Source organism: Mucilaginibacter sp. P2_D11 (genome assembly GCF_056404435.1).
The window spans coordinates 314,486-339,359 of sequence record NZ_JBFUEA010000005.1; the positions used below are offsets into that span (position 1 = coordinate 314,486).

The window sequence follows — 24,874 nt, forward strand, 5'->3', positions numbered from 1 at the left end:
GTTGGTTAAAAGCCGCCTAATACCGTACAATATCAGCACAATACGCACAAAAACCTAAGCATTTAACATTAGTTAACTTAATTGTCATTGAGTCATTTGCTTCGCGTCATTGGCTCATTATCCCAATAACAACAGCCAATGACTCAATGACCTAATGACTCAATGATTTAACCCTACTCGTTCCTCAAACTCTTCACCGGATTAGCAATTGCAGCCTTTACGGTATGGTAGCTTACTGCGATAACGGCTGTGAGTATTGCTATAATGGCTGCAGATGCAAACAGCGCCCAATCGGGTTTTATCCGGTAGGCAAAATTATCAAGCCATTGGTGCACCAGGTAATAAGCAACGGGCGCGGCAACGGCAAACGAGCACAGCGCCAGTATAAAGGTACCCATGTTAAGCAACAAAAACAGGTTGGCCACCGATGCGCCCAAAACCTTACGGATCCCGATCTCCTTTGTGCGGTTGATCGTACTTAAGCCCGATAGCCCGAACAGCCCCAGGCAGGCAATGATGATTGCAATTACACAAGAAGCTGTAATGGTGAACATCCAGTTAAGGTAGGCTTCGTAGCTTTTTGCCACGTCGTCATCTAAAAATGTATAAGTAAACGGCAGGTTGCCGGTAGCCTCATCCCATGTTGCCTTTATCTTGTCCATCGTTTTAGGGATGCTTTGCCCGGCCTTTATCTTAAGCCAATACAAATAGATAGGGCCGGCATTAACCGTATGATATGCGGGCTCGATTTTTTTGGTGAGGTCGTCAGTGTGGTAATCTTTGCTAACCCCTATTATTATGCCGCCCATCGTCTCGTTAATTTGGTTTAAAGGGGGCTTGCCGAGCATTCTATACAGCGTTTCGTTCACGATAATAGTGTGACGTGCCGAGGAACCCTGATGTGTTTTTTGCGGATCAGGAACAATATATTTACTACTGTCTGTGGTGATATCCCTGGAGAAATTCCTACCGGCAACAATCGGAATCTTGTTAAAATCAAGATAACTATAATCCGCATTGAGTTGCTGCACCATCGTTTTTGCGCCATTAATAAAAAAGTTACTCCTGTTGTGTGCCCCAAAAGCGAATGATGTGCCTGTAGCCGCCTCAATTTCGGGTTCGGTTTCGGCAAAGTGGTAAATTCGCCCTTTTAAGGCATCAGCCTTTTGTTTATCGTTCCAGCCGTAAGGGCTTCGTAAAAGCAGCACCTGGTCTTTATCAAAGCCCATACTGGTTTCGTTTATAAACCGCATTTGCTTATTAACTGCAAGGGCAGAGATAACCAATATGATGCAAATGGTAAATTGTAGTATGACCAGGCTTTTTGACAGTACCGGGTTAATGCGATAGGCAGAAAACCCTCGCATAATATTTAATGGTTTTAAGCCGGACATAGCCAAAGCCGGGTAGATACCCGCCAACAAGCCCAAAACGATAGCGAAAACGAATAGCATAATTGCGATATCGCCAAAAGAGAAGTAAGTTATCGACAAGTCGGTGCCGGTAAGCCGCCCAAAGAAGGGTAGCGCCGTAACTGCTATTAACAAGCCGACCATCGCTGCGACAAAAGCAAGCAGTTGCGTTTCGATGTAGTATTTTAGGATGATTTGCTTCCGGTTGGCTCCAATTGTTTTGCGTATGCCGATATCCTGCGAGCGCGAAAGGGCGCTGGTGAGCGTTAATAACACATAATTTAAGCACGCTATCAGTAATATGATCACAGCAAGCGTACTTAGTTGGTACACGTTCTTCAGATTTGTATAGTGCCCCCATCCGGGGCTCTGATTGTAGTGTGCCTGGTTAAAAGGCCTCAAAAGTAAGCTTGTAGTCACGAGCGGACTTTTAGGATCAAGCGCTTGTATAGTTTTATTGAAGGCACTATAATATTGCTTCGAAAACGCTATTAATTTTGATTTGAACTTGTCAGCATCAACATTCTCTTTCAATTTAACAACAAGCTGCATGCTTGATGAGTTTAACCCTTCGGTAAGCCGTTGTTTGTATTCTGGTTCAGATTCCAGCGGGATAACCATGTCAAACTGGAAACTGGAATTTGCCGGGAAGTTTTTGGCCACACCGGCAACTGTATATAAAGTACTATCCATATTAGGCAAGGCGAATACCTGGCCAACTGCATCATCCTTACCAAAATATTTTTCGGCCAGTTTTTGGCTGATCACCACTTTATTATGCCCCTGCAAAACACTTTGAGGGTTGCCATGCAGCAAGGGGAAGTTAAACACCTCGAAAAAGTCGGCATCTGCATAAGTGAGATTGTCGCTTTTTTCTTTAAAGTTTTGGTTGCCTATGTGTACCACCTGGTCGCCTATGCCGTAAAGGCGCACCGCGTGCTCAATTTCCGGGAAGTTCTTTTTAAGATCTACGGCCAATATGGGAGGAGTTGCCAGCTGTTTTATTTGCTCAGCATCGCGCATTAAAAACGAAAAGAAATTCTTGTTACCGCCCAAACCTGCCGTATCATTGTCCGATACCTCTACCCTAAATAATCGATTTTCGTCGTTGTGAAAATTATCAAATGAGCGTTCGTTTTTTACATACAGAAAAATCAAGATACAAAATGCGCTTGCAACGCCAAGGCCTATCAAATTTATAGTGGTGTACAAGCGGTTTCTGAAAAGATTTCTGAAAGCTAATTTTAGGTTGGCACTAAGCATAGTTTATGTTTTTTGTTTTTAACGTTTTTGGGGGCGATTCCACCGATTGGCTCAGATCACAGCGATTTATTTATTGGCACCGATTCCACCGATTAACTTAGATTACACCGATTTATTTTTAATTCATTAGGTTATAGCAATTAGCCCCCTCTAAATCTCCCCCGGAAGGGGAGACTTTTTTAATGACCTGTAGCCCTCCCTTCCGGGGAGGGTTGGGTGGGGCCTATTCGCTCCTCAAACTCCTAACCGGATTTGCAATAGCGGCTTTTACGGTTTGGAAGCTCAGGGTTATCAATGCTGCTGCCAGCATGCCACCGCCGCTAAGGGCAAATATCCACCAACTAATGGCGGTACGGTCGGCAAAATCTTCCATCCATTTTTGCATGGCGTACCAGGCTAACGGCGTTACCAGCACAAATGCCAGTACAATGAGCCATATCAGCTCGGTAGACAGCAGCGTAACTATTTGCGCTACCGATGCGCCTAGTACTTTACGTACGCCAATCTCTTTGGTGCGCTGGCTGGTGGTATAAATGGCAAGCCCCAGCAAGCCCAGGCAACTGATGAAAATGGATAGCCCGGTTGCCCAGCTGAGCAATTGGGAGGTGTGCTGCTCGGCGGTATAAAACTTGGCAATATCCTCATCATAAAAGGAGTACTCAAAATCGTCTTCCGGGTAAACTTCCTTCCATATTTTCTCGAAACTCGCTATTGCGGTTTTCCATTCGGTACCGCCCGCAGTTTGTGGTTTAAGCGCAATATGGAAAGTGCGGTTGTTCCACTTTCTGTTCCCGGGCTGCAGGATAGCAAGTGGTTTTATAGGTGAATGAAGCGATTTCTGGTAAAAATCTGCGGTTACGCCCACAATTGTTTTCTGCTTATCGTTATAATTGAGTTGTTTGCCAATAGCATCATTAGGGTTACGGAACCCTAACACTTTAGCATAAGTATCATTAATGACAATATTCCCGGCACCCGTTGTGTCCGCAGGGCGCAGGTTACGACCCGCCAGCAATTTTATCCGATAAACATTCAGGTAGTTCTCATCGGCAAACTTCTGTTGCAGGTCGGTTTTTATCTCCTTTTTTCCATCCTTATAAGTAACGGTAGTGGAGTTTGTATTGCCCGATGATGGAGGTGCCCCTCCTATGCTCATCAATTCTATCTGCGAAACTGCGCGGATCTTATTCATAAACACCTGCTGCTTATCGGTATTTATTTGTTTGAATGGAGTGCTGATGTTTACAATAGCGTCCTTTTTAAAGCCTAGGTCTTTATGCAAAGCGTAGTATATCTGCTTACTTACCAACAGCGTAGCCATAATAAAGAACTGGGCTATAACAAACTGCGTAACCGTTAATGATTTGCGCAGCCAGGCATTGCGCGATTTACTGCTATTGGTTGCCGATTGGTTTTTAAGCACCGTAACCGGTTTATAGCCCGATAATACCATTGCAGGGTAAAAACCCGATAGGCCGCTCACCAATAAGGTCAGCAATATTAAAAATACCACCAAATTTGGTTGGGCCAGTATGTTTATGGTAATCCCTTCGGGAATAAAATCGGCAAAGAGTTTCAGTATAACCGGTGCTATTGCAACAGAGATGATGACGGCGAACAGCGTTATCAAAAACGTTTCGCTTAAAAACTGCATAATCAGCTGGCCGCGCCTGCTGCCCATGGTTTTGCGTATGCCTATCTCTTTGGCGCGTTGCGAGGCCTGCGCCGTAGTAAGATTGATAAAGTTGATGCAGCCTAATATCAGCAGGAAGGCGGCAATAACCAGCAGGCCATATAAAGTTGTTTTGCTGGCGGTGCGCACGCCGTCTAAACCTCCATACAACTGATCGAAGTGGATATCGCTGATGGGTTGCAGGTGCAGGCCTTGCGTGTTGCCTTTATCTTCTGGCTTGGGCGGGTTATGCTTGGCCAGCATGGCATTCAGCTGTTTTTCTATTTTTTCGGGCGATGCTGTTGGCAAAAGTTTGATGAACAGCTGCGATGCCGAATTAGTGTTCCCCCATTCTGCCGTTTCGAAATTGCCTTTTATGAAGTGGTCGGTGGTGCCGGTGATAAAGGAAATATAATCGTGTGCTTTAAAATCGGTGTTCTGCGTAAACGGTTCTATGATACCGGTTACAGTTGTTTTCAGCGAATCGTCGTAGATAACCTGCTTGCCCAGCATATCGGCGTAAGCAAGGTTGGGGAAATATATTTTAGCTTGCTTTGTTGTAAGCACCAGCGTATTAGGCTCTTTAAGGGCATTCTTTTTATTACCCGCAACCCATGTATGATCGAATAGGTCGAAATAGTGGTCATCGGCAAAAATAACACCGCCTTGTTTCTTGAATTTACCGTCGGCGTTGGAGCCGTTCGGCACCTGTACGTTCACCTCCCAATAAATATAAAACGGAGCCACCTGTTCAATACCGGTGGCTTCAGCGTCGAGCGCAGGTGCAAGGGCCATGGTTACCCCGCCATTATGCCCAACCTCTCCGGCAAAGGAATAATCGGTGGTAACGCGATATATCCGATCGCTATCCTTGTGGAATTTATCGAACGTAAAATCAAAATGTACAATGAGGTATATCACCAGCGCAGCGCTGATACCGATAGATAGCCCGACAATATTGATGAAGGTAAACAGCTTGTGTCTGCGGAAGCCGCGGAGGGCGATTTTGAAATAATTTTTTATCATAATATTTAAGTCATTGTGTCATTTTGCTTCGCGTCATTGGGTCATTTTAGTATTTGTTAAGCCAGTTAAATCATGCTATTTCAATGACTCAATGACCTGTTATTCGCTCCTTAAATTCCTCACCGGATTGGTTACCGCTGCCTTTATGGCTTGCCAGCTTACGGTTATTAATGTCACCGCAAGGCTGATGAAGATGGTTGCCGCAAAAACCCATATGCTCATATCTGTGCGGTAGGTATAGCTTTGCAGCCATTGCCCCATAAAATACATGCTGAAGGCCGCGCCAGCCACAAAGCCGATCGTAACCAACACGATGAATTCTTTTGACAAATTAAACCACAGGTCGCGTACCGATGCGCCCAGCACCTTGCGGATGCCGATTTCTTTGCGGCGCTGCTCGGCAGAGAAAGATGCCAACCCGAATAGGCCAAGGCAGGATATTACGATAGCCAGCACGGTAAACGAGTTGGTGAGCTTGCCCAGCAACTGCTCGTTGCTGAATTTCTCGTCGTACAGCTCATCAACGAATTTGTAATCGAAGGGGTATTCGGCGTTGTACTTTTTGTAAACGGTTTCCAATTTGGCTAACGCGCTGGATACCGACATGTTTTTATTGAGCCTTAGGCTAGCTGTGCCAGCCCAACCCTTCATAAAGCCGATAATGACCGGTTTTATGGGTTCGGACGCCCTCCCCCAAATAAAATCTTTCACCACGCCTACTACTGTGCGATTGGCTCCTTGCCAAAAGACGATAGTGCTTACGGGGTCTTTAAGGCGCATCAGTTTCACTGCCGATTCGTTCAGCATGATGGCTGTAGTATCTGAAGGGCGGCCGATATCGAAATCGCGTCCCTGCAATACCTTTAAATCGAATGTTTTGGTAAAATGATACGTAGTAACCATCTGGCTGATGGGAAGTTTCTCCTCGCCCGGCAGTTGCCCCGGCCATGTGATGCCCCAGGATGAGCCGCCATCATGAGTAATAGTGTTCGATGTGCTGGATGCCTCGGTAACCGCGCCCGATGCAATAGCATCGTTGCGGAAGCTCTCGAACTGGTCGTATATCTTGCCCACCAGCGAAAGCTCTACAAGGCCATCCTTGTTATAACCTGTAGGTAGGTTTTTGATATAGTTGAGCTGTTTGTAGATAAGTATGGTAGATAAGATTAGTCCCGTGGCAAATACAAACTGCAAGGTAACCAGTACCTGCCGCGGCCTAAGCGTAGCCTTGCCGGCATTATTGATACCCTTGAGCACCTTAACAGGCCTGAACGACGACAAGAACAAAGCCGGATAACTGCCCGCAATAATGCCGGTTATGAGCGTTACACCGAACCCCGCAATCCAGAAGTAGTTGAGGTTGTAAGGGATAGACAGGTTTTTATGCGTCATCCCATTGAAGAAATCGATCGATACATGCATAATCAGCAGCGCCGCCACAAAAGAGATGAAGGACATCAACAGCGATTCGCCCATGAACTGCCAAACTAGCGAGAAGCGGCTTGCCCCTACTACCTTGCGCACACCAACCTCGCGGGCGCGGTTCTCTGATCGGGCAGTAGACAGGTTCATGAAATTGATGCAGGCGATGAGCAGTATGCCTATAGCCAACACCAGGAACAGCCTTACGTAGGCAATCTGTCCGCCAACGCTTACGCCGTTCTTGAACTCCCCGTACAGGTGCCCGTCAGAAAACCTGGACAGGATCAGCTTGTTCTCTTTGTCCTCGGGGTTGTGTTTGCGTATAAGGCCGGCCAACTTTGCGTTAAGTCGCTGCATGTTAGCGCCTTTTTTTACCAGCACATAGGTGCGCAACGAAAAATTGCCCCAGTTGGTGCCGGTTTTCATCCAGGGCAAATCAGCCTCCAGCATCGCCCAGGAACCGAGCGCCTGGAATTTTCGTGAAGAATTGGGCGGAAGATCCTTGATAATGCCGGTAACAGTTACCGTGCGAGAATTATCTATTTTCACCGTCTTACCCATCGGGTCGTCGTTTCCGAAAATGATTTTTGCGCCTTTTTCGGTCAACACGATGGACGAAAGTTCTTTAAATGCGGTGTTTTTATTCCCACGCACAAATTCATAGCTGAAAATATCCAGGATAGATGGATCTGCAGATAGCATTGGTATGTTGATCGATTTTTCCCCGTACTTAAACAGGTGATCGTCGTGCCAGTTGGTGCGGGCTGCTTGCTCTATTTCGGGTAAATCGGCCAGCATCGCTCCCGCAACAGGCGAGGATATCGAGCCGCTGGTTTGTATTTCGCCATCTGCGGGCTGGTTGCGCAAAACCGAGTAGATGCGGTCGTTGTTCGGGTAAAATTTATCGAAGGTAAATTCATTGTAAACATATAGCAGCAGCATAAAGCTTACGGCCATACCTATGCCCAAACCGCCTATATTGATAAGGCTATAGAGCTTATTTTTAAACAGATTGCGAAAAGCAATTTTTAGGTAATTGTTAATCATAAGGTATAAATTCTAAAATCTAAAGCCTAAATTCTAAAATTTAAGCCTTAAATCCCAGATTTTACTTTAAAACCAATACCAAACTATTAAATATCTTATTATCAGATATTTATACAATACAATCAAACCATGCACTGTACGTATGCGTAACAGCTATTGTACGGTTATGATACAGTTGCTGATTAGAGATCGGAGGACGGAGATTAAAGGGTAGGTTTTAAGATCTCATTAAAACACAAAAGGTTAGTTCAACCAAGAACTAACCTCTAATCTTTAACCTCCAATCTCTAATTATTCATTCTTCAAGCTCGTAACCGGATTAGCCAGTGCGGCTTTTATCGATTGGAAACTGATGGTTATAAATGCTATGGCAATGGCACCACCTGCCGCTGCTGCAAAGATCCACCATTTTATCCCATCCTGGTAAGCAAAGCCATTAAGCCATAGTTGCATAAAGTACCAGGCAAGTGGCGTAGCGATGAGAATAGCAATCAATACCAATTTTATAAAATCTTTTGATAACATACCCACTATAATGCCTACGCTGGCGCCCAGCACCTTGCGGATGCCTATCTCTTTGGTACGCTGCTCGGCGGCATACGCTGCCAGGCCAAACAGGCCCAGGCAGGCGATGATGATAGCCATGGAGGTAAAGGCGATGAATATGCTACCGATGCGTTGCTCGGTACGGTAGCTGTTTTCGAAATCTTCATCCATAAAAGAGTACCCAAATTGCTGATTTGGCGATATAGACTGCCACTTTGCTTTTATTTGTGCCAATACAGCGGTAGCATTGGAGGGGTTTAAACGCACGCTTAAAGCACCCGAGTTTTGACCGTATAAAAACGCAAGCGGCGATATATTCTCGCGCAACGAACTGAAGTTGAAATCTTTTACCACGCCTATTACATGCAGTTTTTTCAGTTTCTTCGCCATGTTATCCACCGGCATATAAAGCTCGTTATTCAGGGCATCTTTGTAGCCTAGTATCTTAACGGCTGCTTCATTGAGTATCACTGCCGATGAATCGGTCTTCATCTCTGCAGAAAAATCGCGGCCATATTTTATCTTCATGCCCATGGTGCTTATATAATCTTCATCAACATCCCATACACCGGTAGATACCGCATGCTTAGTATCTAATGTGGGGCTCTGGAACATCGATGTGTTGTTACGCCAGCCGCCGGTTGGTATATAGCCCGTTAAGGTTGCGTTTTTTACACCCGGCAGGCGTTGTATCTCCTGTTTGAATACTTTGGCCTGCTTATCTAAAACTTCTGTATTGTTTACGATGAGCACTTGCTCGCGATCGTAGCCAAGGTCTTTACTTTGGATAAACTTAAGCTGGTGGTAAATTACCAGCGTGCCTATAATGAGCAAAATAGAAATGGCAAACTGGAACACCACCAAAAAGCTGCGCAGCATGCCGCCCTTAAAGCCGGAAGATAATTTACCTTTTAACACGTCTATCGGTTGGAATGCCGATAAAAAGAAAGCCGGGTAAGAGCCCGCCAGGCAGCCAATCACAACTACGATAACAAGTAATGCGGGTAACAGCCAAACAAACGTGGCGCTTGTAAATGCCAGTTGCTTATCGGCCATTTGGTTGAATACGGGCAAAAGCAGCCATGCCCCTGCAAGGGCTATAACGGTGGCAGCAAAGGTAACCAAAATTGATTCTGACAGGAATTGCGCGATAAGCGAACTACGCGCCGAACCCAACACCTTACGTACGCCAACCTCGCGGGCGCGATTGGATGAGCGGGCGGTAGAAAGGTTCATAAAGTTTACGCATGCTATGAGCAATATGAAAATAGCCGCTGCCGAAAAAATATACACGTACTGGATATTGCCATTAGCGCCCAGTTCAACTTGCGCGTTGGAGCGGAGATGGATATCCCGTAGCGCAACCAAACTAAGTTTAAAGTAGCTGCCATCCTTTTCAAAGTCGCTAAAACTCATGTGGGTGGCGGCTTGTAGTTGCCCGCCAACGTATTTTTCCACAAACGGAGGGAATTTAGCTTGAAGCGCCTGCGCATCGGCTCCCTTTTTCAATACGATATATGTATTGAAATTATTGCTGAGCCAAGCGTTTTCCTTGCTTTCATCGAGCCCGCTCATCGCTAGCAAGAAATCGTAATTGAAATGCGATTGCTTAGGGATATCCTTGATAACACCGGTAACTTTGTACAAAATGCTATCATTAAAGGTAAGCATTTTGCCCACTACGTTTGTGCTATTGAAATATTTCATCGCTGTGGTTTCGTTTATTACCACGCTTTTAGATTCGGTGAGTGCTGTTTTGGGGTTGCCTTGTATCATGGGCAGGGTGAATACATCAAATACGGTGGAGTCCACGTAAATCATGCGCTCTTCCTGGATGTTCTGTCCGTCTTTTCTAACCTTGAAGCCGCCACGCCCCCTAAAGCGCACAGTTTGCTCCACTTCGGGGAAATCGCTCTTTACGGTTTGCGCAAGCGGCGCCGGCGAAACAGCGTACTGGCTGGTTTTACCGCCGAATTTAATATCGTTATTTACACGGTATATCCGCTGGGCCTTAGTATTGTAGGTATCGTACCCCAATTCGTCGATAACATAAAAAACAATAAGCATGCACACACAAAGCCCCAAGGCCAGGCCAAGTATGTTGATGGCCGTGAAGCCCTTATTTTTCATCAAGCTCCTGAAAGCCGTTTTAACGTAGTTTTTAAACATATTTTTTTGATTTCACCGATTTTAAAATTGATTCACCGATTACACAGATTCTTTGTTCTTGATTCTTGTTGTCTTGAATCTATATCTTATGAGCATTACAACCACTAAACCATTTACCCCTATCCTATCGATTGATATAAATGGCTTTTATTTATGACTACATTTTTACAACCCAGGTTACTCGTTTTTTAAACTTTTTACCGGGTTGGCCAACGCCGCCTTTACCGACTGAAAACTTACGGTTACAAAGGCAACCAATATGGCTATAAGACCGGCCAGCGCAAACACCCACCACGATATATCAATGCGGTAAGCAAAATCCTGCAGCCATTTGTGCATGGCGTACCAGGTTACCGGTACCGATAGCACTACGGCAATACCAACAAGCTTTAAAAACTCTGCCGATAGCATGCCTGTTATAGTGCCCGATGAGGCGCCTAACACCTTGCGGATGCCGATTTCTTTTACCCTTTGCCGTATGCTGAAAGCTGCCAGGCCGAACAAACCGAGGCTGGCTATCAAAACTGCGATAAGAGCAAAAGCGGTAAATATCTGGCCCGTGCGCTGCTCTGAACTGTATAGCGCGGCGTATTGCTCATCTAAAAATGAGTAACTGAAAGGCGCGGTTGCACGGAACTCGTCCCATTGTTTCTTAATATCGGTTAAAACGCCGGATACATCTGCCGAGTGCACTTTTACCGCCATCAGCATATTGCTGCGCCCGGGAATAAACATCAGCGGTCCGATTTTTTCTTTGGCCGATTTGTAGTAGAAATCTTTCACCACGCCTACTACCTTAAACTCGCGCTGACCAGATCGTACGATGGTTTTGCCTATCGGGTCGGTATTGGCCCAGCCTAAATCGCGTACCAATGCCTCGTTAACCACCACTGCCGATGAATCTGCCGGTTCTGTTGACGAGAAGTTACGGCCCAAAGCCATTTTTATACCAAGGGTAGTGAGATAACTATCTTCTACATGGAAAATGTTGGTGTGTATCTCTTTATGTTCTTGCTTATCGGTAAATTCCTTCGCGTATATCTGGGTGCCATCCATATTGCTGCTACCAGGCACACTGCCGGTTACGGTGGCGTGGGTAACCCGCGGGTCGCGCAGGAGTTGCTGCTTAAAGGCATCTATGTTATTGCCAAGCGAATAGGCATCATTTATCACCAAAACCTGCTCTTTATCGTAACCGAGCTTAATATTCTGCATATAGCCCAGTTGACGGTACACCACCATAGTAGCGATGATTAACGAGGTGGAGATGAAGAACTGGAACACCACTAAACCGCTACGAAGGAAATTACGTTTAGCCGGCCCTGCAGAAGTATTGCCCTTTAAAACACTCAAAACCTTGAACGATGAAAGGAAGAACGCGGGGTAGATACCCGCCAACACGCCTACGAACAGTACCAGCAATACTTCTGCCGCAATGGATGTTTTACTGAGGAACAAATTAATCTGGAATTGCTTGCCCGCCAGGTTATTGAAATACGGCAGGGCGAAGTACACCAGCATCAGGCCTATAGCCATTGCCAGAGCAGTAATAACTACCGACTCGGTAAGGAATTGAGATATAAGCGAGCTTTTCAACGAGCCCATCACCTTGCGAATGCCCACTTCTTTGGCGCGCTTTACCGAATTAGCAGTTGAAAGGTTCATGAAGTTGATGCAGGCCAACAGCAGAATGAAAGCCGCCAGCGCACTGAAGATATACACGTACTGGATATCCCTATTCGGTTCAATCTCGAATTTTGTAGCCGAATGCAGGTGTATATCGGTAAGCGGCATCAAAAAGAAACGGAACGTATTTACCGATTTTTGCGCTTCGGCAAGGCTTATGCCCATATCATGTTGAATTTCGGGCGCGGCGTACTTTAAGGTTAAAGCGGGCAACTGTGCTTCTATTTTTTTAGGATCGGCACCATCATTCAACTGCAAATAGGTGTAAGAGCTGATATTGCTCCATGTTTCATGTTTTGCGGGATAAGTAGACTTACTGATAAAGGCATCGAAATGGAAATGCGAATTGGCGGGGATGGCATCTATAACGCCGGTCACCTTTAAATCGCGCTCGCCCTGCATAGTGAGCGTTTTGCCGATGGCTTGCTCGCTGCCAAAGTATTTTTTGGCAGTTTGGCTGGTGATAACCACGCTATTGGGTTCTGTCAATGCATTGTGTCCATCGCCTTGTATCAGCGGCAGCGAAAACATCGCCAGGAAATTGGAATCGGCAATGCTGAAATGCTCTTCCTTAAAAAGCTTTTCCTCGTACTTTACATAGACCGAGCCCCTGGCTTGGATACGGGTAGAAGCCCGCACGCCGGCAACATTGTTTTTGATGCCCTGCCCCACAGCTTCGTCTACCAGCGCAAAATCGGTAACACCGCCATTCTCGGTTAAATGAAGGCCTACGCGGTAGATACTTTTTGCTTTGGCGGGGTAGGTATCGTAGGTAACTTCCTGGTAAATATAGGCGCTGATAAGCATGCAGCAAGCCAGGCCAACAGCCAGGCCGAATATATTGATGAAAGAGAAAACCTTGTTCTTGGTAAGGCTCCTCCAGGCGATGGTCAAATAGTTTTTTATCATGAGGCTGGTAAATTCTAAGGCCTAAATCCTAAAAAGAATACCAAATAAATAAATAACTGATTATCAATTTATTATAAAGGTATTATATTGGCGTAGTGTTCGCCTGCGTAACAATGATTGTTCGGAAATGATACAGTTAGGGAGTGGTAAGTGGCGAGTAGTGTTAACGGGCTAAAAGCAAAAAATGGAGAGCAGTCCTAAACCACTCCCCATTAACTATTAATGGTTCATGGCAAAACTATCCGCCATGAGCCATCAGCTATCATCTAAGAGCTACTTAGTAGCTCACGGTAACATTGCCGTCGCCGCGCACTTCAACGGGCGAACCGCCGCCGTTTACTTTGCCCACAACGTGCTCTTTATCTTTCTGGCCTTCGAATGTACCCGTGCTGGCCAGGCTTACGCGGTCGCCGCGCACATCCAGGTTAAAGCCTTGTTTGCCGGGTAATTGAAGGTCTACATGACCCGCGTCGCCGTCTATTTTTACATATTTATCAACACGGGTCATCTGCACGTGTATGCTGCCTGCGCTGGTTGTAGCGTTTACGCTGCCGGCTATGTTAACCAGGTTAACGCTGCCGCCGCTGGTGCCTGCAATCAGTTCGCCATCTATATTGTTGCCGCTTACGCTGCCGCCGCTCGTTTCGGCTTTTACGTAGCCTTTAAGGTCCTGGAGTTTCACCGAGCCGCCACTGGTTTCCAGTTTAAGGTGGCCCTGGCAGTTACTTGCAGTGATGCTGCCACCGCTGGTTTGCAGGTCGATATCTTTGCTGGAGTTGGTCACGCTGATGCTACCGCCGCTGGTTTCGCCTTTTATAACGCCTGCAACGCCATTGATGCTAAGGCTGCCGCCACTGGTTTCGAACTCTTGATTGCCGGTTAGGTTAGCTATACTGATGCTACCGCCGCTGGTATTGAGGTTGGTTGATGTGGCTTTGTTTACATAAACCCTAAAACCAATGCTCAGGCTTTTGCGCCAGTTGCTTATGTTGTGCTTCTGTTTGGCAGTGGCATGCAGTTCGCCGTCGTGAACGCTGATATCGAGCGTGTAATCTTCATCAAGGCGTTTTTTGATTTCGTCTTTGCTCAGATTCCGGTTATTGTTGTCTACGATATACACTTCTATACGGGGCTCTTCGCCACCTTTTACAGAAATGCTGCCGCCGCTGGTGTTAACGAACACGTTTTTCACGTTATCGGCCGCCAGCGATTTGGTGAGATAAGGCGTTTTGTAATCCTGTGCCGATGCCAGGTAAGCCGGTGAAGCCAGCAGTAAAAGGATGAGATATTTTTTCATGATGTTTAGTTTGTATAATAGATGGTTATTGATATTGATTAGTTGCACGGGTTTGAAAAAGAGTCAAGAATCAAGAGTTAAGAAACAAGACTTAGGAATCTGCAATGGCGCTTTCTTGCTGTCTTGTCTCTTGAGTCTTAACTCTTGATTCTCACTTCCCCTACTCGCTCTTCAAACTTTTTATCGGGTTGGTTATAGCTGCTTTTATTGATTGTATGCTGATGGTTGCCAGTGCTACCAGGCATGCGCCACCACCTGCCAGCGCAAATACCCACCAGTTTATGGTTATTTTGTATTCAAAATCCTGCAGCCAGCGGCTCATGGCAAAATACGCTATGGGGCAGGCTATTATGGTAGCTACTATTACCAGCTTCATCAAATCGGTGCTTAGCAGGCTTACAATGCTGCTTACGCTGGCTCCTAACACTTTGCGTATGCCGATCTCTTTGATGCGCTGCTCGGCGGTAAAGGTTACCAGGCCAAACAAACCCAGGCAGGCTATGCTGACGGCCAGCACCGTAAATATTAGCAGTATACTGCCCTGCTTTTGCTCGGTTTGGTACTGCGCAGCAAAGTTTTGATCCAGAAAGTGGAACTCCGGTTTTTCTTCGATATCGAAATCGGCGTAAACTTTGGTGATGTAAGCTAATGAAGCTTTGATATCGTTTTTGCCAACCCGTACATAAAGGTTATCCTTATCGTTCGCGTCCTGCGGCAGGCCCATTACCAGGGGTAATATTTTATGTTGGAGCGAGTAAGTGTTGAAATCTTTCACCACCCCTACTATCGTGCGCATGATGGGTTTGTGCTGATCGTCTTCGCCTAATTTTACGCGTTTGCCTATGGGTGTTTTCCACCCTAACCTATTCACCAGCGTTTGGTTAACGATGATGCTTTCGTTAACGTCGCTGGTGATGTCTTTTGAAAAATTACGACCTTTATCCATTTTGATTTGCATGGCGGGGATAAAGCCCTCGTCGATAACCAATTTTTGCACAATGAAAGATTCGGATGCGGATTTCCCGTCGGATTCGGTAGTGAAACCGCCGCTGTTAAGATTGTTGTTACCAATAGGGTTGCCGGCTGTAGCCACATCCTCGATATTGGGGTTCTGCATCAGCTGCTGCCTCAACGCATCTACCTTTGCTCTTACCTGTTTACTGTGGATATGGAAGGTAAGCGTTTGGGCCTTGTTAAAGCCCAGGTCCTTATTCATGGCGTAGCTCAGTTGCTGATAAATAATGCAGGAACCCACGATCATTACAATGGTTATAACGAACTGAAACACCACCAGCGATTTACGGAAGAAGATGGTTGCCATTTGGTTGCCCAACTGACCCTTCATGGCGTTGATGGTGCCGAAGCCTGACAGGAACATGGCGGGGTAAATGCCGCTTAAAATTCCGGTGAATAACGAGAAGCCGGCGAATATGGCAACCGTTTGCGCTGTGCCGAACTGCATCAGCAACAAGGTTTTGCCGGATAGCTGATTGAAATACGGCAGCGCGAACTGGATGATGGCCGCGGCAATAAGCGTGGCGATAAAGGTAAGCAGGATAGATTCGGCAAAGAACATGGTGATGAGCTGCCCCCTGTCTGACCCGATTACCTTGCGCACGCCAATCTCTTTGATGCGGATAGACGAGCGCGCCGTAGCCAGGTTTACGTAGTTGATAACTGCAATGATTAATATAAGCAATGCAGCAATGGTAAACACGTAGATGTAAACGATATTGCCGTTGCTGCCCAGTTCGTAACCCAAATTAGAGTGCAGGTGTATGGAAGTAAGCGGCTGAAGTTCGAGATTGAATTTCATCTCGCCCATGCCCTTCTTTAAGTATTTGGTGAAGAAAGTACCGCTTGCCGCTTCTATTTTATTTTTTGCATCTGCATCTTTCAAAAGCAGGTAGGTGTACACGCTCGAATCATCCCAGGCGCTGGTGAAGCCTTCGGGCATGGCGCGCAGGGCCTTGAAAGTAAAGTGCGAGTTAACGGGTACATCGGCAATAACACCTGTAACATAGGCTGGTTGACCTTCGATATTAACGGTGTTATTCATGGCCGATTCCGCATCGCCGAAGAGGGTTTTGGCCAAAGTTTCGGTAAGTACGATGCTTTTCGGTTTGCTCAACGCGGTTTCGGCATCGCCCTGTATAAATTGGTAACTGAATACCTTGAAGATAGCGGCATCGGTGAACACCATGCTACCCTCGTTGATGGTTTTTTCGCCAACTGTAATCTTACCGCCGCCTTCCGGATCTATCCTGATGGCTTGCTCTACCTGTGCAAAATCTGATTTTAAAGCGGGTGCATAAGGAGCCGATGTTACGGCAAAATCGAACTTGCCGCCACTCCAGGTAGCATGCTGCGTAACGCGGAAGATGCGGTCGGCTTTGGTGTTGTAGCGGTCGTAACTCAATTCATCGGTTACGTACAGGGCAATCAGCCAAAAGGCCGCTATGCCAACAGCAAGGCCAAAAATATTGATGAACGAAAAAGCTTTGTGCTTCTTCAGGTTCCTCCAGGCAATGGTAAAGTAATTCCTAAGCATGATGTGGTAGTTTGGTATAGCTATAGTAAAAGATATACCAAACATACAAAACACTGTTTATAAGTGCGTTATGATATCATTGCAATTATACTCTGTACGCATGTGTTACAATGAAGTGTTCGGTTATGATACAGGTGGGTGGGGATAGAATCAAGATTATTAGAATCAGGAGACAAGAAATAAGATTGTTAGAATCAAGAGTCAAGAAATAAGAAAATTGCCCTGGCTTTTCATTCTTATATCCTGAATCTTGATTCTTATAGTCTTGCCTCTAACTCGAGCTATTCGCTCCTCAAACTCTTCACCGGATTGGCCATGGCCGCTTTGATGGCCTGGAAGCTTATGGTGATAAAGGCTATGGCAACGGCTATGATGCCTGCAGAGGCATAAATCCACCAGGCCATATCTATGCGGTAGGCAAAGTCATCCAGCCATTTGCTCATCAGCCAACCGGCAAGCGGGGCGGCAATTACCAGTGCGCCAATTACCAGCGCAATGAAGTCTTTAGACAACAGGGTAACCAAACCAGCTACGGTTGCGCCCAGCACTTTGCGTATGCCTATTTCTTTACCGCGCTGCTCGGCCGTAAATGCGGCGAGACCGAACAGCCCCAAGGATGATATGATGACGGCTACGATCGCAAATACCGACATCAGCCCCGAAGATTTGGCGTCGTTCTGATACAATTTGTCGAACTCCTGATCCAGGAATGTGTATTCAAGCGGTTCATTATTGAAATATTGGCCCCAAACTGCCTGTATCTTTTTGATAGCTTCAGCCTGCTTGCCCGGCGCAACGTTCACTAAAAAAGTGTTAACGTAACTCTGGTCGTTTTTGAATATCGCCGGGCTTATCTTCTCGTGCATGCTCTTGAAATTAAAATCCTGTACAATGCCAATCACCTGCCCGCTATCTCGCCGCGATATAAAACGCTGCCCTACGTATGGCTTATGCAGGTTAAGTTCCCTGGCGGCAGTTTCGGTAAGTACCACGTTGCGTTTATCGTCCTTGTCGCCGGGGATGAACCAGCGGCCCTGCAGTATCTGTAGCTTGACTATTTTTGCGTAATCGGCATCAATGTTGAAAAAGGCTATCGAAGGTCTGAAATCTTTGGGGCGGCCTTCCCAATCGGCATTGCCAGAAGATAGGTTCTGGTTGTTTTGTATCGAATGCGTACCCATCAAAGATACCGCGCTAATGCCCGATTGTGATAATAACGATTGTTTAACGCTTCCACACAATGCTTCGCGCGCATCGGCTTTGTATTTGTAAAACGTATTGATGGGCAGCGATATGGTAAGCACCTGCTCGCGTTTGTAACCCGGGTTTTGCGAATTGATAAACTTAAGCTGTCGGTAAATGGTGATGACGCCTATGATGAGGAATATGGAAAACGTAAACTGCACCACCACCAGGCCTTTGCGCAGCGAGGTATCTTTAAGATGTAATACACTCGTGCCCCTGAAAATACTCATGGGTTTAAAGGAAGAAAGCAACAAAGCGGGATAGATGCTGTTGAGCAGCACGGCCACCAGCAAGGTGCCCAGCAATATCAAACCGATATAGCCCGAACCGAACGACAACACGAAGTTGCGCCCCGTAAACTGGTTGAACGCAGGCAGGGCCAACCAGATGATAACGATTGTCAAAATCAGCGACAGCAAGCTCACCAGACCCGATTCGGCAATAAACTGCATAAACAATTGCAGCCGCCCCGCCCCTACTATTTTTTTTACGCTGACCTCTTTGGCCCGCAGGCTTGCGCGGGCTGTAGTTAGGTTTACATAATTGATACAGGCAATAACCAGCAGCAATATTCCCAATGCAACGAAAATGTACACCACTTTTTTATCGCCATGGGCTAAAGCGGAGTTTTGCAAATCGTTTTCAAAATGGAGTGCAGCCAGCGGGGTAAGCCCTATCTTCAGGTTATCTTCCTTGCGGTTTTTGTGCAGTATCTCCTTTATCTTTTGCGAAAGCGGTGCCAGCTTAGCGCCGGGGTGCAGCTTTACGAAGGTCATGTAATTGAAGTTGCCCCAGTCCAGGTCGTTATCCTTCTCGCTTTTGTTGCTTTGTTTGGCGGCAACGGGTATCAGCACATCGAATGCGAAGCTGGAATTTGCGGGGTTATCCTTTACCACGCCCTGTACCTGGTAATTGACAGAATCTATACGGATGGTTTTGCCCACCGCATCCTGGTTGTTGAAATACTTTTTGGCCTTGCTCTCGCTCAGGATAAGGCTGAACGGATTCAGGGCGAAGGCCTTCGGGCCGCCGCTGATGAAATCGTACTTAAACACGTCGAACCAATGGTTATCTACATAGGCAGTTGTTTTTTCAGGGAAGAACTCACCGTTCACGTTCAGGTAAACCGAGCCGTAAGTATTCGGCGATATGCGGGCAACATCCTCCACCTCGGGCAATTCGCTCTTCATAGCATCGCCCAACACGTATGGCGAATGCTCCCATATCCACACGCTGGTTTTGTCTACGGCCAGGTAGCTTTTTATACGGTAGATATTTGCGCCCTCGGGCTGGTTGGTATCGAAATTAAACTCATTCTGCACCCAAATGAATATCAGCACCGCAGCAGCCATGCCAACCGCCAGGCCGCCTATGTTGATCAAACTGGTTGCCTTATGGCTGCGCAAATTGCGCCAGGCTGTTTTGAAATAAATCTTTATCATACTTTCACCGATTACGTTGATTTAATTGATTACACAGATTTTTTTGGCACTGATTCCACTGATTAAAATGATTTCACTGATTGATCCAAGACTTGGCCCAACCCATTTTATTTTTTTATTTTAGATTTTAGGCTTTAGAATTTATACCGTGAATTCTTATTCTGAACGTAAACTTTTAACCGGATTGGCCAGCGCGGCTTTTACCGACTGAAAACTGATGGTTACAAACGCTACGATGAGGGCTACCACCCCTGCCATGGCCAATACCCACCAACTGATGCTGATGCGGAACTCAAAATCGAGCAGCCATTTGTTCATGGCGTACCAGGCAACGGGCAGGGCAATTATTGCCGCCAGAACCACCAGCTTTAAAAAATCGCGGGATAGTTCGCCTACAATTTGAGGCACGCTCGCACCTAACACCTTGCGGACGCCAATTTCTTTAACACGCTGCGTAATGGTGAATGCCGATAAGCCGAACAAGCCCAAGCATGCTATGAAAATTGCGATGAACGAGAATATGGTGAACAGGCTGCTTTGCTGTTGCTCGCTCTGATAAAGTTTGCCGAAACGTTCATCCAAAAAGGTATAATCAAATGGTGTTTCCGGCAGGTATTTGTGCCACGTGGCTTCCACAACGGCAATAGCTGCCTGCGGGTTTGTACCGCTTATTTTAATCGACGTGCGGTTAAGGCCATCGCGGTTAGGTAGTTTAAATATCATGGGGAGGATTTTTTGATGCAGCGATTCGAAATGGAAATTTTTAACCACGCCAATCACTCTGCCCTCGATACCGCCGTAGGTTAAATTTTTTCCGATTGCGTTTTCCGGTGTTTTCCATCCAAGTTCCTTAACTGCCTGCTCATTAATAATGCAATTAACTCTATCGGTTTTAAAGGCCTCCGAAAAATTGCGCCCGGCGGCCATTTGCATGCCGAAAGTGGGTATAAAACCGTAATCAACCGTAATGTTTTTAAGGTCGAATTTTACCGGCTGCGCCGTGCCATTTTCCATCACCGACGCTCCCTGCATATCCAGCAGCCTGCCCGAAGGTATGCGCGATGAACGGCCTATTTCTTTAACCAACCCGGTTTTCAGCAGATCAGCTTTAAAAGCGTTGTATTGCGGCGTTAAACCGTTGTAATACCCCGTTGTGATGATATTATCTTTGTTAAATCCGAGGGCTTTATTTTGGATATACTGCAATTGCTGAAATACCACCGCAGTGGCAACAATCAGGATAATAGAGATAGAAAACTGCAATACTACCAAAACCTGCCTAAACGATACATTACCCGTACCCACTTTAAGCATGCCCTTTAATACTTTGGCGGGGATGAAGGACGACATAAACAATGCCGGGTATATACCACTGATCAAACCGATAATAAACGGCAATGCCAATACAGGCAGCAATATTTTGAACTGCAGCAGGCTGCTTACAGATAAGCCCAGGCCCGACAACTTATTTATCCACGGCAACGCTAGCGCAGTTAAGACAACAGCCAAAATAAGCGCTACCCACGTTATAAGTACCGACTCGCTCAAAAACTGGGAGATGATCTCTCTACGCTGTGCCCCTATCACCTTACGTATGCCGATCTCTTTAGCCCGTAAAACAGAGCGGGCCGTAGCCAAATTCATGTAATTGATACACGCTATCAGCAATATGAAAAGCGCTATTGCCGAGAAGATATACACGCGTTTGATATCGCCGTTTTGTTCTAACTCATCATCCAGATGAGAGCGGAGGTGGATATCTGTTAATTTTTGAAGCTCAAGTTTGGTTTGCAAATGGGTTTTTACAGTACCACCAAGGTTAACGTACTTATCTAAAAACGCAGGCAATTGCGCTTCTATGCTGGCTGTATTATACCCTTTGGGGAACAACAGGTAGGTATCGAACGCATTATTGCCAAAATTGGTTTGCAGGTTTTTCTCTCCATAAACAACGCTGTCTTTTAAGGTATTAAATGATAACAGCATTTCAGGGTGCATGTGCGCATTCGAGGGGAAAGGCTTAAAAATACCGGTAACCTTAAATTCGTGCGTATTATCATCCAGCCTAACGGTTTTATTGATAGGGTCTTCCTTGTCAAAGTACTTCTTTGCCAACTCTTCGGTCAGCATAATACTATATGGATTGGTTAAAGCCGTGCGAGGATTGCCTTTTGTAACCGACACATCAAAAACACTAAAGAAATTTTCATCGGCAAAGGCGGTTCCTTTTTCGTTAAACAGCTTTTCTTTATAATGCAGGGCGCTGGTGCCGGTGTACAAAACCCGCGTCATCTTTTTAATATCGGGGAAAGCGTTTTGCAGCAGCGGCCCAAAGGGCGGCGCAACAGCGCTTAAGTGCAGGCTCTGTACCCCCGGTTGCGAATAAAAGGTGCGGGTTACGCGGTAGGTATCATCGGCATTGGCGTTGTACTTATCGTAACTGTTCTCATTGACGATGTAGGTTAAGATAAGCAGGCAGCAAGTAAGCCCCACCGTTAAGCCGAATATATTAATGAACGAGATAAACTTGTGCCGGGTAATGTTACGCAGGGCACTTTTTAAGTAATTTCTTATCATTTTATTTCTTGATTACACCGATTAAATTGATTACACCGATTATTTTACGATTCTTTCCGATTTTCTCGAATTTTCTTCGATTTCTTCGGATTTCAATGATTTGTTATTTCTTGATTCTTGACTCTTTTATCTTGATTCTATTCCGAACGTAAACTCTTCACCGGATTGGCTATGGCTGCCTTTAGCGCATGGTAGCTGATGGTGACGGCTGCAGTAAGTACTGTCGCAATGCCGGCCGCTGCAAATACCCACCATGGGATATCTATGCGATAGGCAAAGTTTTGCAACCAGTTGTGCATGGCCCACCAGGCTACCGGCGAAGCAATTATTGCGGATATTACTACGAGCTTTATAAAATCTATGGATAGCAACGAGGCTATGGTGCTGAGGCTTGCGCCCAATATCTTACGGATGCCAATTTCTTTATTGCGCTGCTCTATGGTAAAAGCTGTAAGGCCAAACAGCCCCATAGTGGCCAAAACGATGGTGATGCAGGTGAATATGCTGAAGATGGAAGATAGCCTGTCCTCCGCTTTGTATTGCTCGTTAAAAGCATCATCCATAAAAGTGTAGCTGAACGGGGTACCATTACCGTACTTTTTGTATATGCTTTGGATGTTCTCCATCAATGTTGGCAAATTGGTGTTCGGTTTTATTTTGGCGAACAAGCTGCAACCAATTTTAGCCCAGCTTGCGGTGGTGTCGGGCGCTATGAACAAGCCCAATGGCTCTATGGTGGATTGCATCGAACTAAAATTGAAATTCTTCAATACGCCCGCTATCTCAAACTTTTGGTCGCCCGATTGGATGTAAGTGCCCACAGGGTTCGCCTTCAGGTGCAGTTTATCTATCGCTTCTTCGTTGATGACTACTTTGTTTATGCCTATGGCACTTTCTTCTGATACAGGTGGTATCTTCCACTTTAAATTAAGGGTGTTAATGTAATGGTTATCAACTGATAAAGCGGCTAATGCTACGCTCTCCTCCTTGGTTTTACCGTTGATGAAATTCATATCATAACCTTTAAACATGGCGTAATGCGATGTTGCGGTGCTGGCTATGCCCGCAAGCGAGTTTACATCCTGCTTAAAGGCTGCATAATTATTGCCAAAGCTGTTGCCCACCGGTATCATTACAATGTTTTCCCTATCCATCCCGGTGTCGGCATGGCGGAAGAAGTACAGTTGCCTATCGATGATGATGCCGCAGATAATCAAGCCAACCGATATCGCAAACTGTAGTGTGGTGAACACCTTACGCACGGCAATACCGCCGGTTTGTTTGCTCATTTTACCTTTAAGGGTGGCAATAGGTTTAAATGCTGATAGAACCAAAGACGGGTAACTCCCTGCTATTAAAGCGGTTAAAGCAAACAGCGAAAGGAATAATCCAATCACCAATGGGCTGTATAAAAAGGAATTATCTATCTGTAATTGCAGCGTATTGGTAAACCATGGCTTAAAGGCGTAGCAAAGTACATAGCCCAGCACAAAGGAGAGCAACGTAAATATACCCGACTCTACATAAAATTGCATGGCAATGGTTTTGCGGCTCGCGCCGGATACCTTGCGCACCCCAACCTCTTTAGCGCGTAGCGTGGCGCGGGCGGTAGATAAGCTCATGTAATTCACCAGCGCCAGCAACAAAATCAATACGGCAACCAATGGGAATATCTTGAGGTATTTGGTGTTAGACGAATCGCCGTAGTTGTTCTTAAGGTGCATATCTGCCAGTGGCGAAAGACTGAATTTTATTTCCTCGAAATTCTTGTTGTTTTTGGCCAATTGCTCCAGCCCGCTTTTCACTTTGGCGTTATCTGTGGCGTTCTTCAGCATCAGGTAAACATCGAACGACCCGGGGCCTACGCCCTGGTCGCCGGTGTATTTTTTCCCTTCTTTCATAGCGATAAGGCTTTGACCCGATACGATGAAATTGTATTTGATAGATGAGTTGGAAGGGCTGTTCTCGGCCACGCCGGTAACCTGATACGTATAAGCACTATCTGTTTTTATGGTAATGGTTTTACCGATTGGATTTTCGGTGCCGAAGTATTTGTCGGCCATGGCTTGCGAAAGCACTACCGAATATGGCCTGGTTAAAACATCTTCCTTGCTGCCGGATTTTAGCTTGAATGAAAAGAAATCGAAGAAATTGGCATCGGCGAACAGCAAATCCTGCTCGGTAAATTTTTGCTCTGGCGATGCAGCGTTGTTCACAACCAGCGGCTTAAAGTACTTCATGGTACGCATATAGCCATCTACACCCGGCTGGGTTTGTTTGGCAATGGGGCCTGTGGCATAGCTCATATAAGCCATGTTCATTTGGTTGCCGCCGATCTTAAGCGTGGCGTGTATGCCGAAGGTTTTGTCGCCGTTTTTGTGGAAACTATCGTAGCTCATCTCATGCGAAACATACATCAGTATCGTCATGCAAACAGCAAGCCCTATCGCCAGGCCGCCGATGTTGATGAGGCTGTACATTTTTTGCTTGGTAAGATTGCGCATGGCAATTTTGATGTAGTTCCGTATCATGATTATTTAGTCATTAAGTCATTCTGCTTCGCGTCATTGAGTCATTATAAAGATCATTAAGTCAGCATTAAAATGACTC

At 45.9% G+C, this 24,874-nt stretch carries 10 protein-coding genes; all 10 read right to left on the reverse strand.

The window, feature by feature from the left end:
• Positions 1 to 173: 173 nt before the first annotated feature.
• The gene (locus tag AC1DXC_RS10005) at positions 174 to 2,675 is read right to left on the reverse strand and encodes an ABC transporter permease (protein WP_477459006.1); all 2,502 of its coding nucleotides are present in this window, start codon (positions 2,673 to 2,675) and stop codon (positions 174 to 176) included.
• 223 nt (positions 2,676 to 2,898) lie between these two features.
• Entirely contained in the window at positions 2,899 to 5,373 is a 2,475-nt protein-coding gene (locus tag AC1DXC_RS10010; RefSeq protein WP_477459007.1) for an ABC transporter permease, read from the reverse strand.
• A gap of 99 nt (positions 5,374 to 5,472) precedes the next feature.
• Complete coding sequence (locus AC1DXC_RS10015) at positions 5,473 to 7,842, reverse strand: ABC transporter permease (RefSeq protein ID WP_477459008.1); 2,370 nt, start codon at positions 7,840 to 7,842, stop codon at positions 5,473 to 5,475.
• A 291-nt stretch (positions 7,843 to 8,133) separates the two neighbouring features.
• Entirely contained in the window at positions 8,134 to 10,557 is a 2,424-nt protein-coding gene (locus AC1DXC_RS10020) for an ABC transporter permease (protein WP_477459009.1), read from the reverse strand.
• Positions 10,558 to 10,734: 177 nt separating this feature from the next.
• Complete coding sequence (locus tag AC1DXC_RS10025; RefSeq protein ID WP_477459010.1) at positions 10,735 to 13,152, reverse strand: ABC transporter permease; 2,418 nt, start codon at positions 13,150 to 13,152, stop codon at positions 10,735 to 10,737.
• Between the two features lie 277 nt (positions 13,153 to 13,429).
• Positions 13,430 to 14,449, reverse strand: a complete 1,020-nt coding sequence (locus AC1DXC_RS10030) for a DUF4097 family beta strand repeat-containing protein (protein WP_477459011.1) — start codon at positions 14,447 to 14,449, stop codon at positions 13,430 to 13,432.
• A 160-nt stretch (positions 14,450 to 14,609) separates the two neighbouring features.
• Positions 14,610 to 17,000 (reverse strand): ABC transporter permease, encoded by a 2,391-nt coding sequence (locus AC1DXC_RS10035; protein WP_477459012.1) that lies wholly within the window; start codon positions 16,998 to 17,000, stop codon positions 14,610 to 14,612.
• 281 nt (positions 17,001 to 17,281) lie between these two features.
• Complete coding sequence (locus tag AC1DXC_RS10040; RefSeq protein WP_477459013.1) at positions 17,282 to 19,687, reverse strand: ABC transporter permease; 2,406 nt, start codon at positions 19,685 to 19,687, stop codon at positions 17,282 to 17,284.
• A gap of 156 nt (positions 19,688 to 19,843) precedes the next feature.
• On the reverse strand, positions 19,844 to 22,264 hold the full coding sequence (locus AC1DXC_RS10045; protein ID WP_477459014.1) for an ABC transporter permease: 2,421 nt from the start codon (positions 22,262 to 22,264) through the stop codon (positions 19,844 to 19,846).
• A 137-nt stretch (positions 22,265 to 22,401) separates the two neighbouring features.
• A complete protein-coding gene (locus tag AC1DXC_RS10050) occupies positions 22,402 to 24,795 on the reverse strand; it encodes an ABC transporter permease (protein WP_477459015.1) in 2,394 nt (797 codons plus the stop codon).
• Positions 24,796 to 24,874 lie beyond the last annotated feature (79 nt).

Bases quoted from the DNA above. Each gene is read 5' to 3' on its own strand.
- AC1DXC_RS10025 (WP_477459010.1), bottom strand. From the start codon at position 13,152: ATGATAAAAAACTATTTGACCATCGCCTGGAGGAGCCTTACCAAGAAC.
- AC1DXC_RS10010 (WP_477459007.1), bottom strand. From the start codon at position 5,373: ATGATAAAAAATTATTTCAAAATCGCCCTCCGCGGCTTCCGCAGACAC.
- AC1DXC_RS10005 (WP_477459006.1), bottom strand. From the start codon at position 2,675: ATGCTTAGTGCCAACCTAAAATTAGCTTTCAGAAATCTTTTCAGAAAC.
- AC1DXC_RS10015 (WP_477459008.1), bottom strand. From the start codon at position 7,842: ATGATTAACAATTACCTAAAAATTGCTTTTCGCAATCTGTTTAAAAAT.
- AC1DXC_RS10040 (WP_477459013.1), bottom strand. From the start codon at position 19,687: ATGATAAAGATTTATTTCAAAACAGCCTGGCGCAATTTGCGCAGCCAT.
- AC1DXC_RS10020 (WP_477459009.1), bottom strand. From the start codon at position 10,557: ATGTTTAAAAACTACGTTAAAACGGCTTTCAGGAGCTTGATGAAAAAT.
- AC1DXC_RS10050 (WP_477459015.1), bottom strand. From the start codon at position 24,795: ATGATACGGAACTACATCAAAATTGCCATGCGCAATCTTACCAAGCAA.
- AC1DXC_RS10035 (WP_477459012.1), bottom strand. From the start codon at position 17,000: ATGCTTAGGAATTACTTTACCATTGCCTGGAGGAACCTGAAGAAGCAC.
- AC1DXC_RS10030 (WP_477459011.1), bottom strand. From the start codon at position 14,449: ATGAAAAAATATCTCATCCTTTTACTGCTGGCTTCACCGGCTTACCTG.
- AC1DXC_RS10045 (WP_477459014.1), bottom strand. From the start codon at position 22,264: ATGATAAGAAATTACTTAAAAAGTGCCCTGCGTAACATTACCCGGCAC.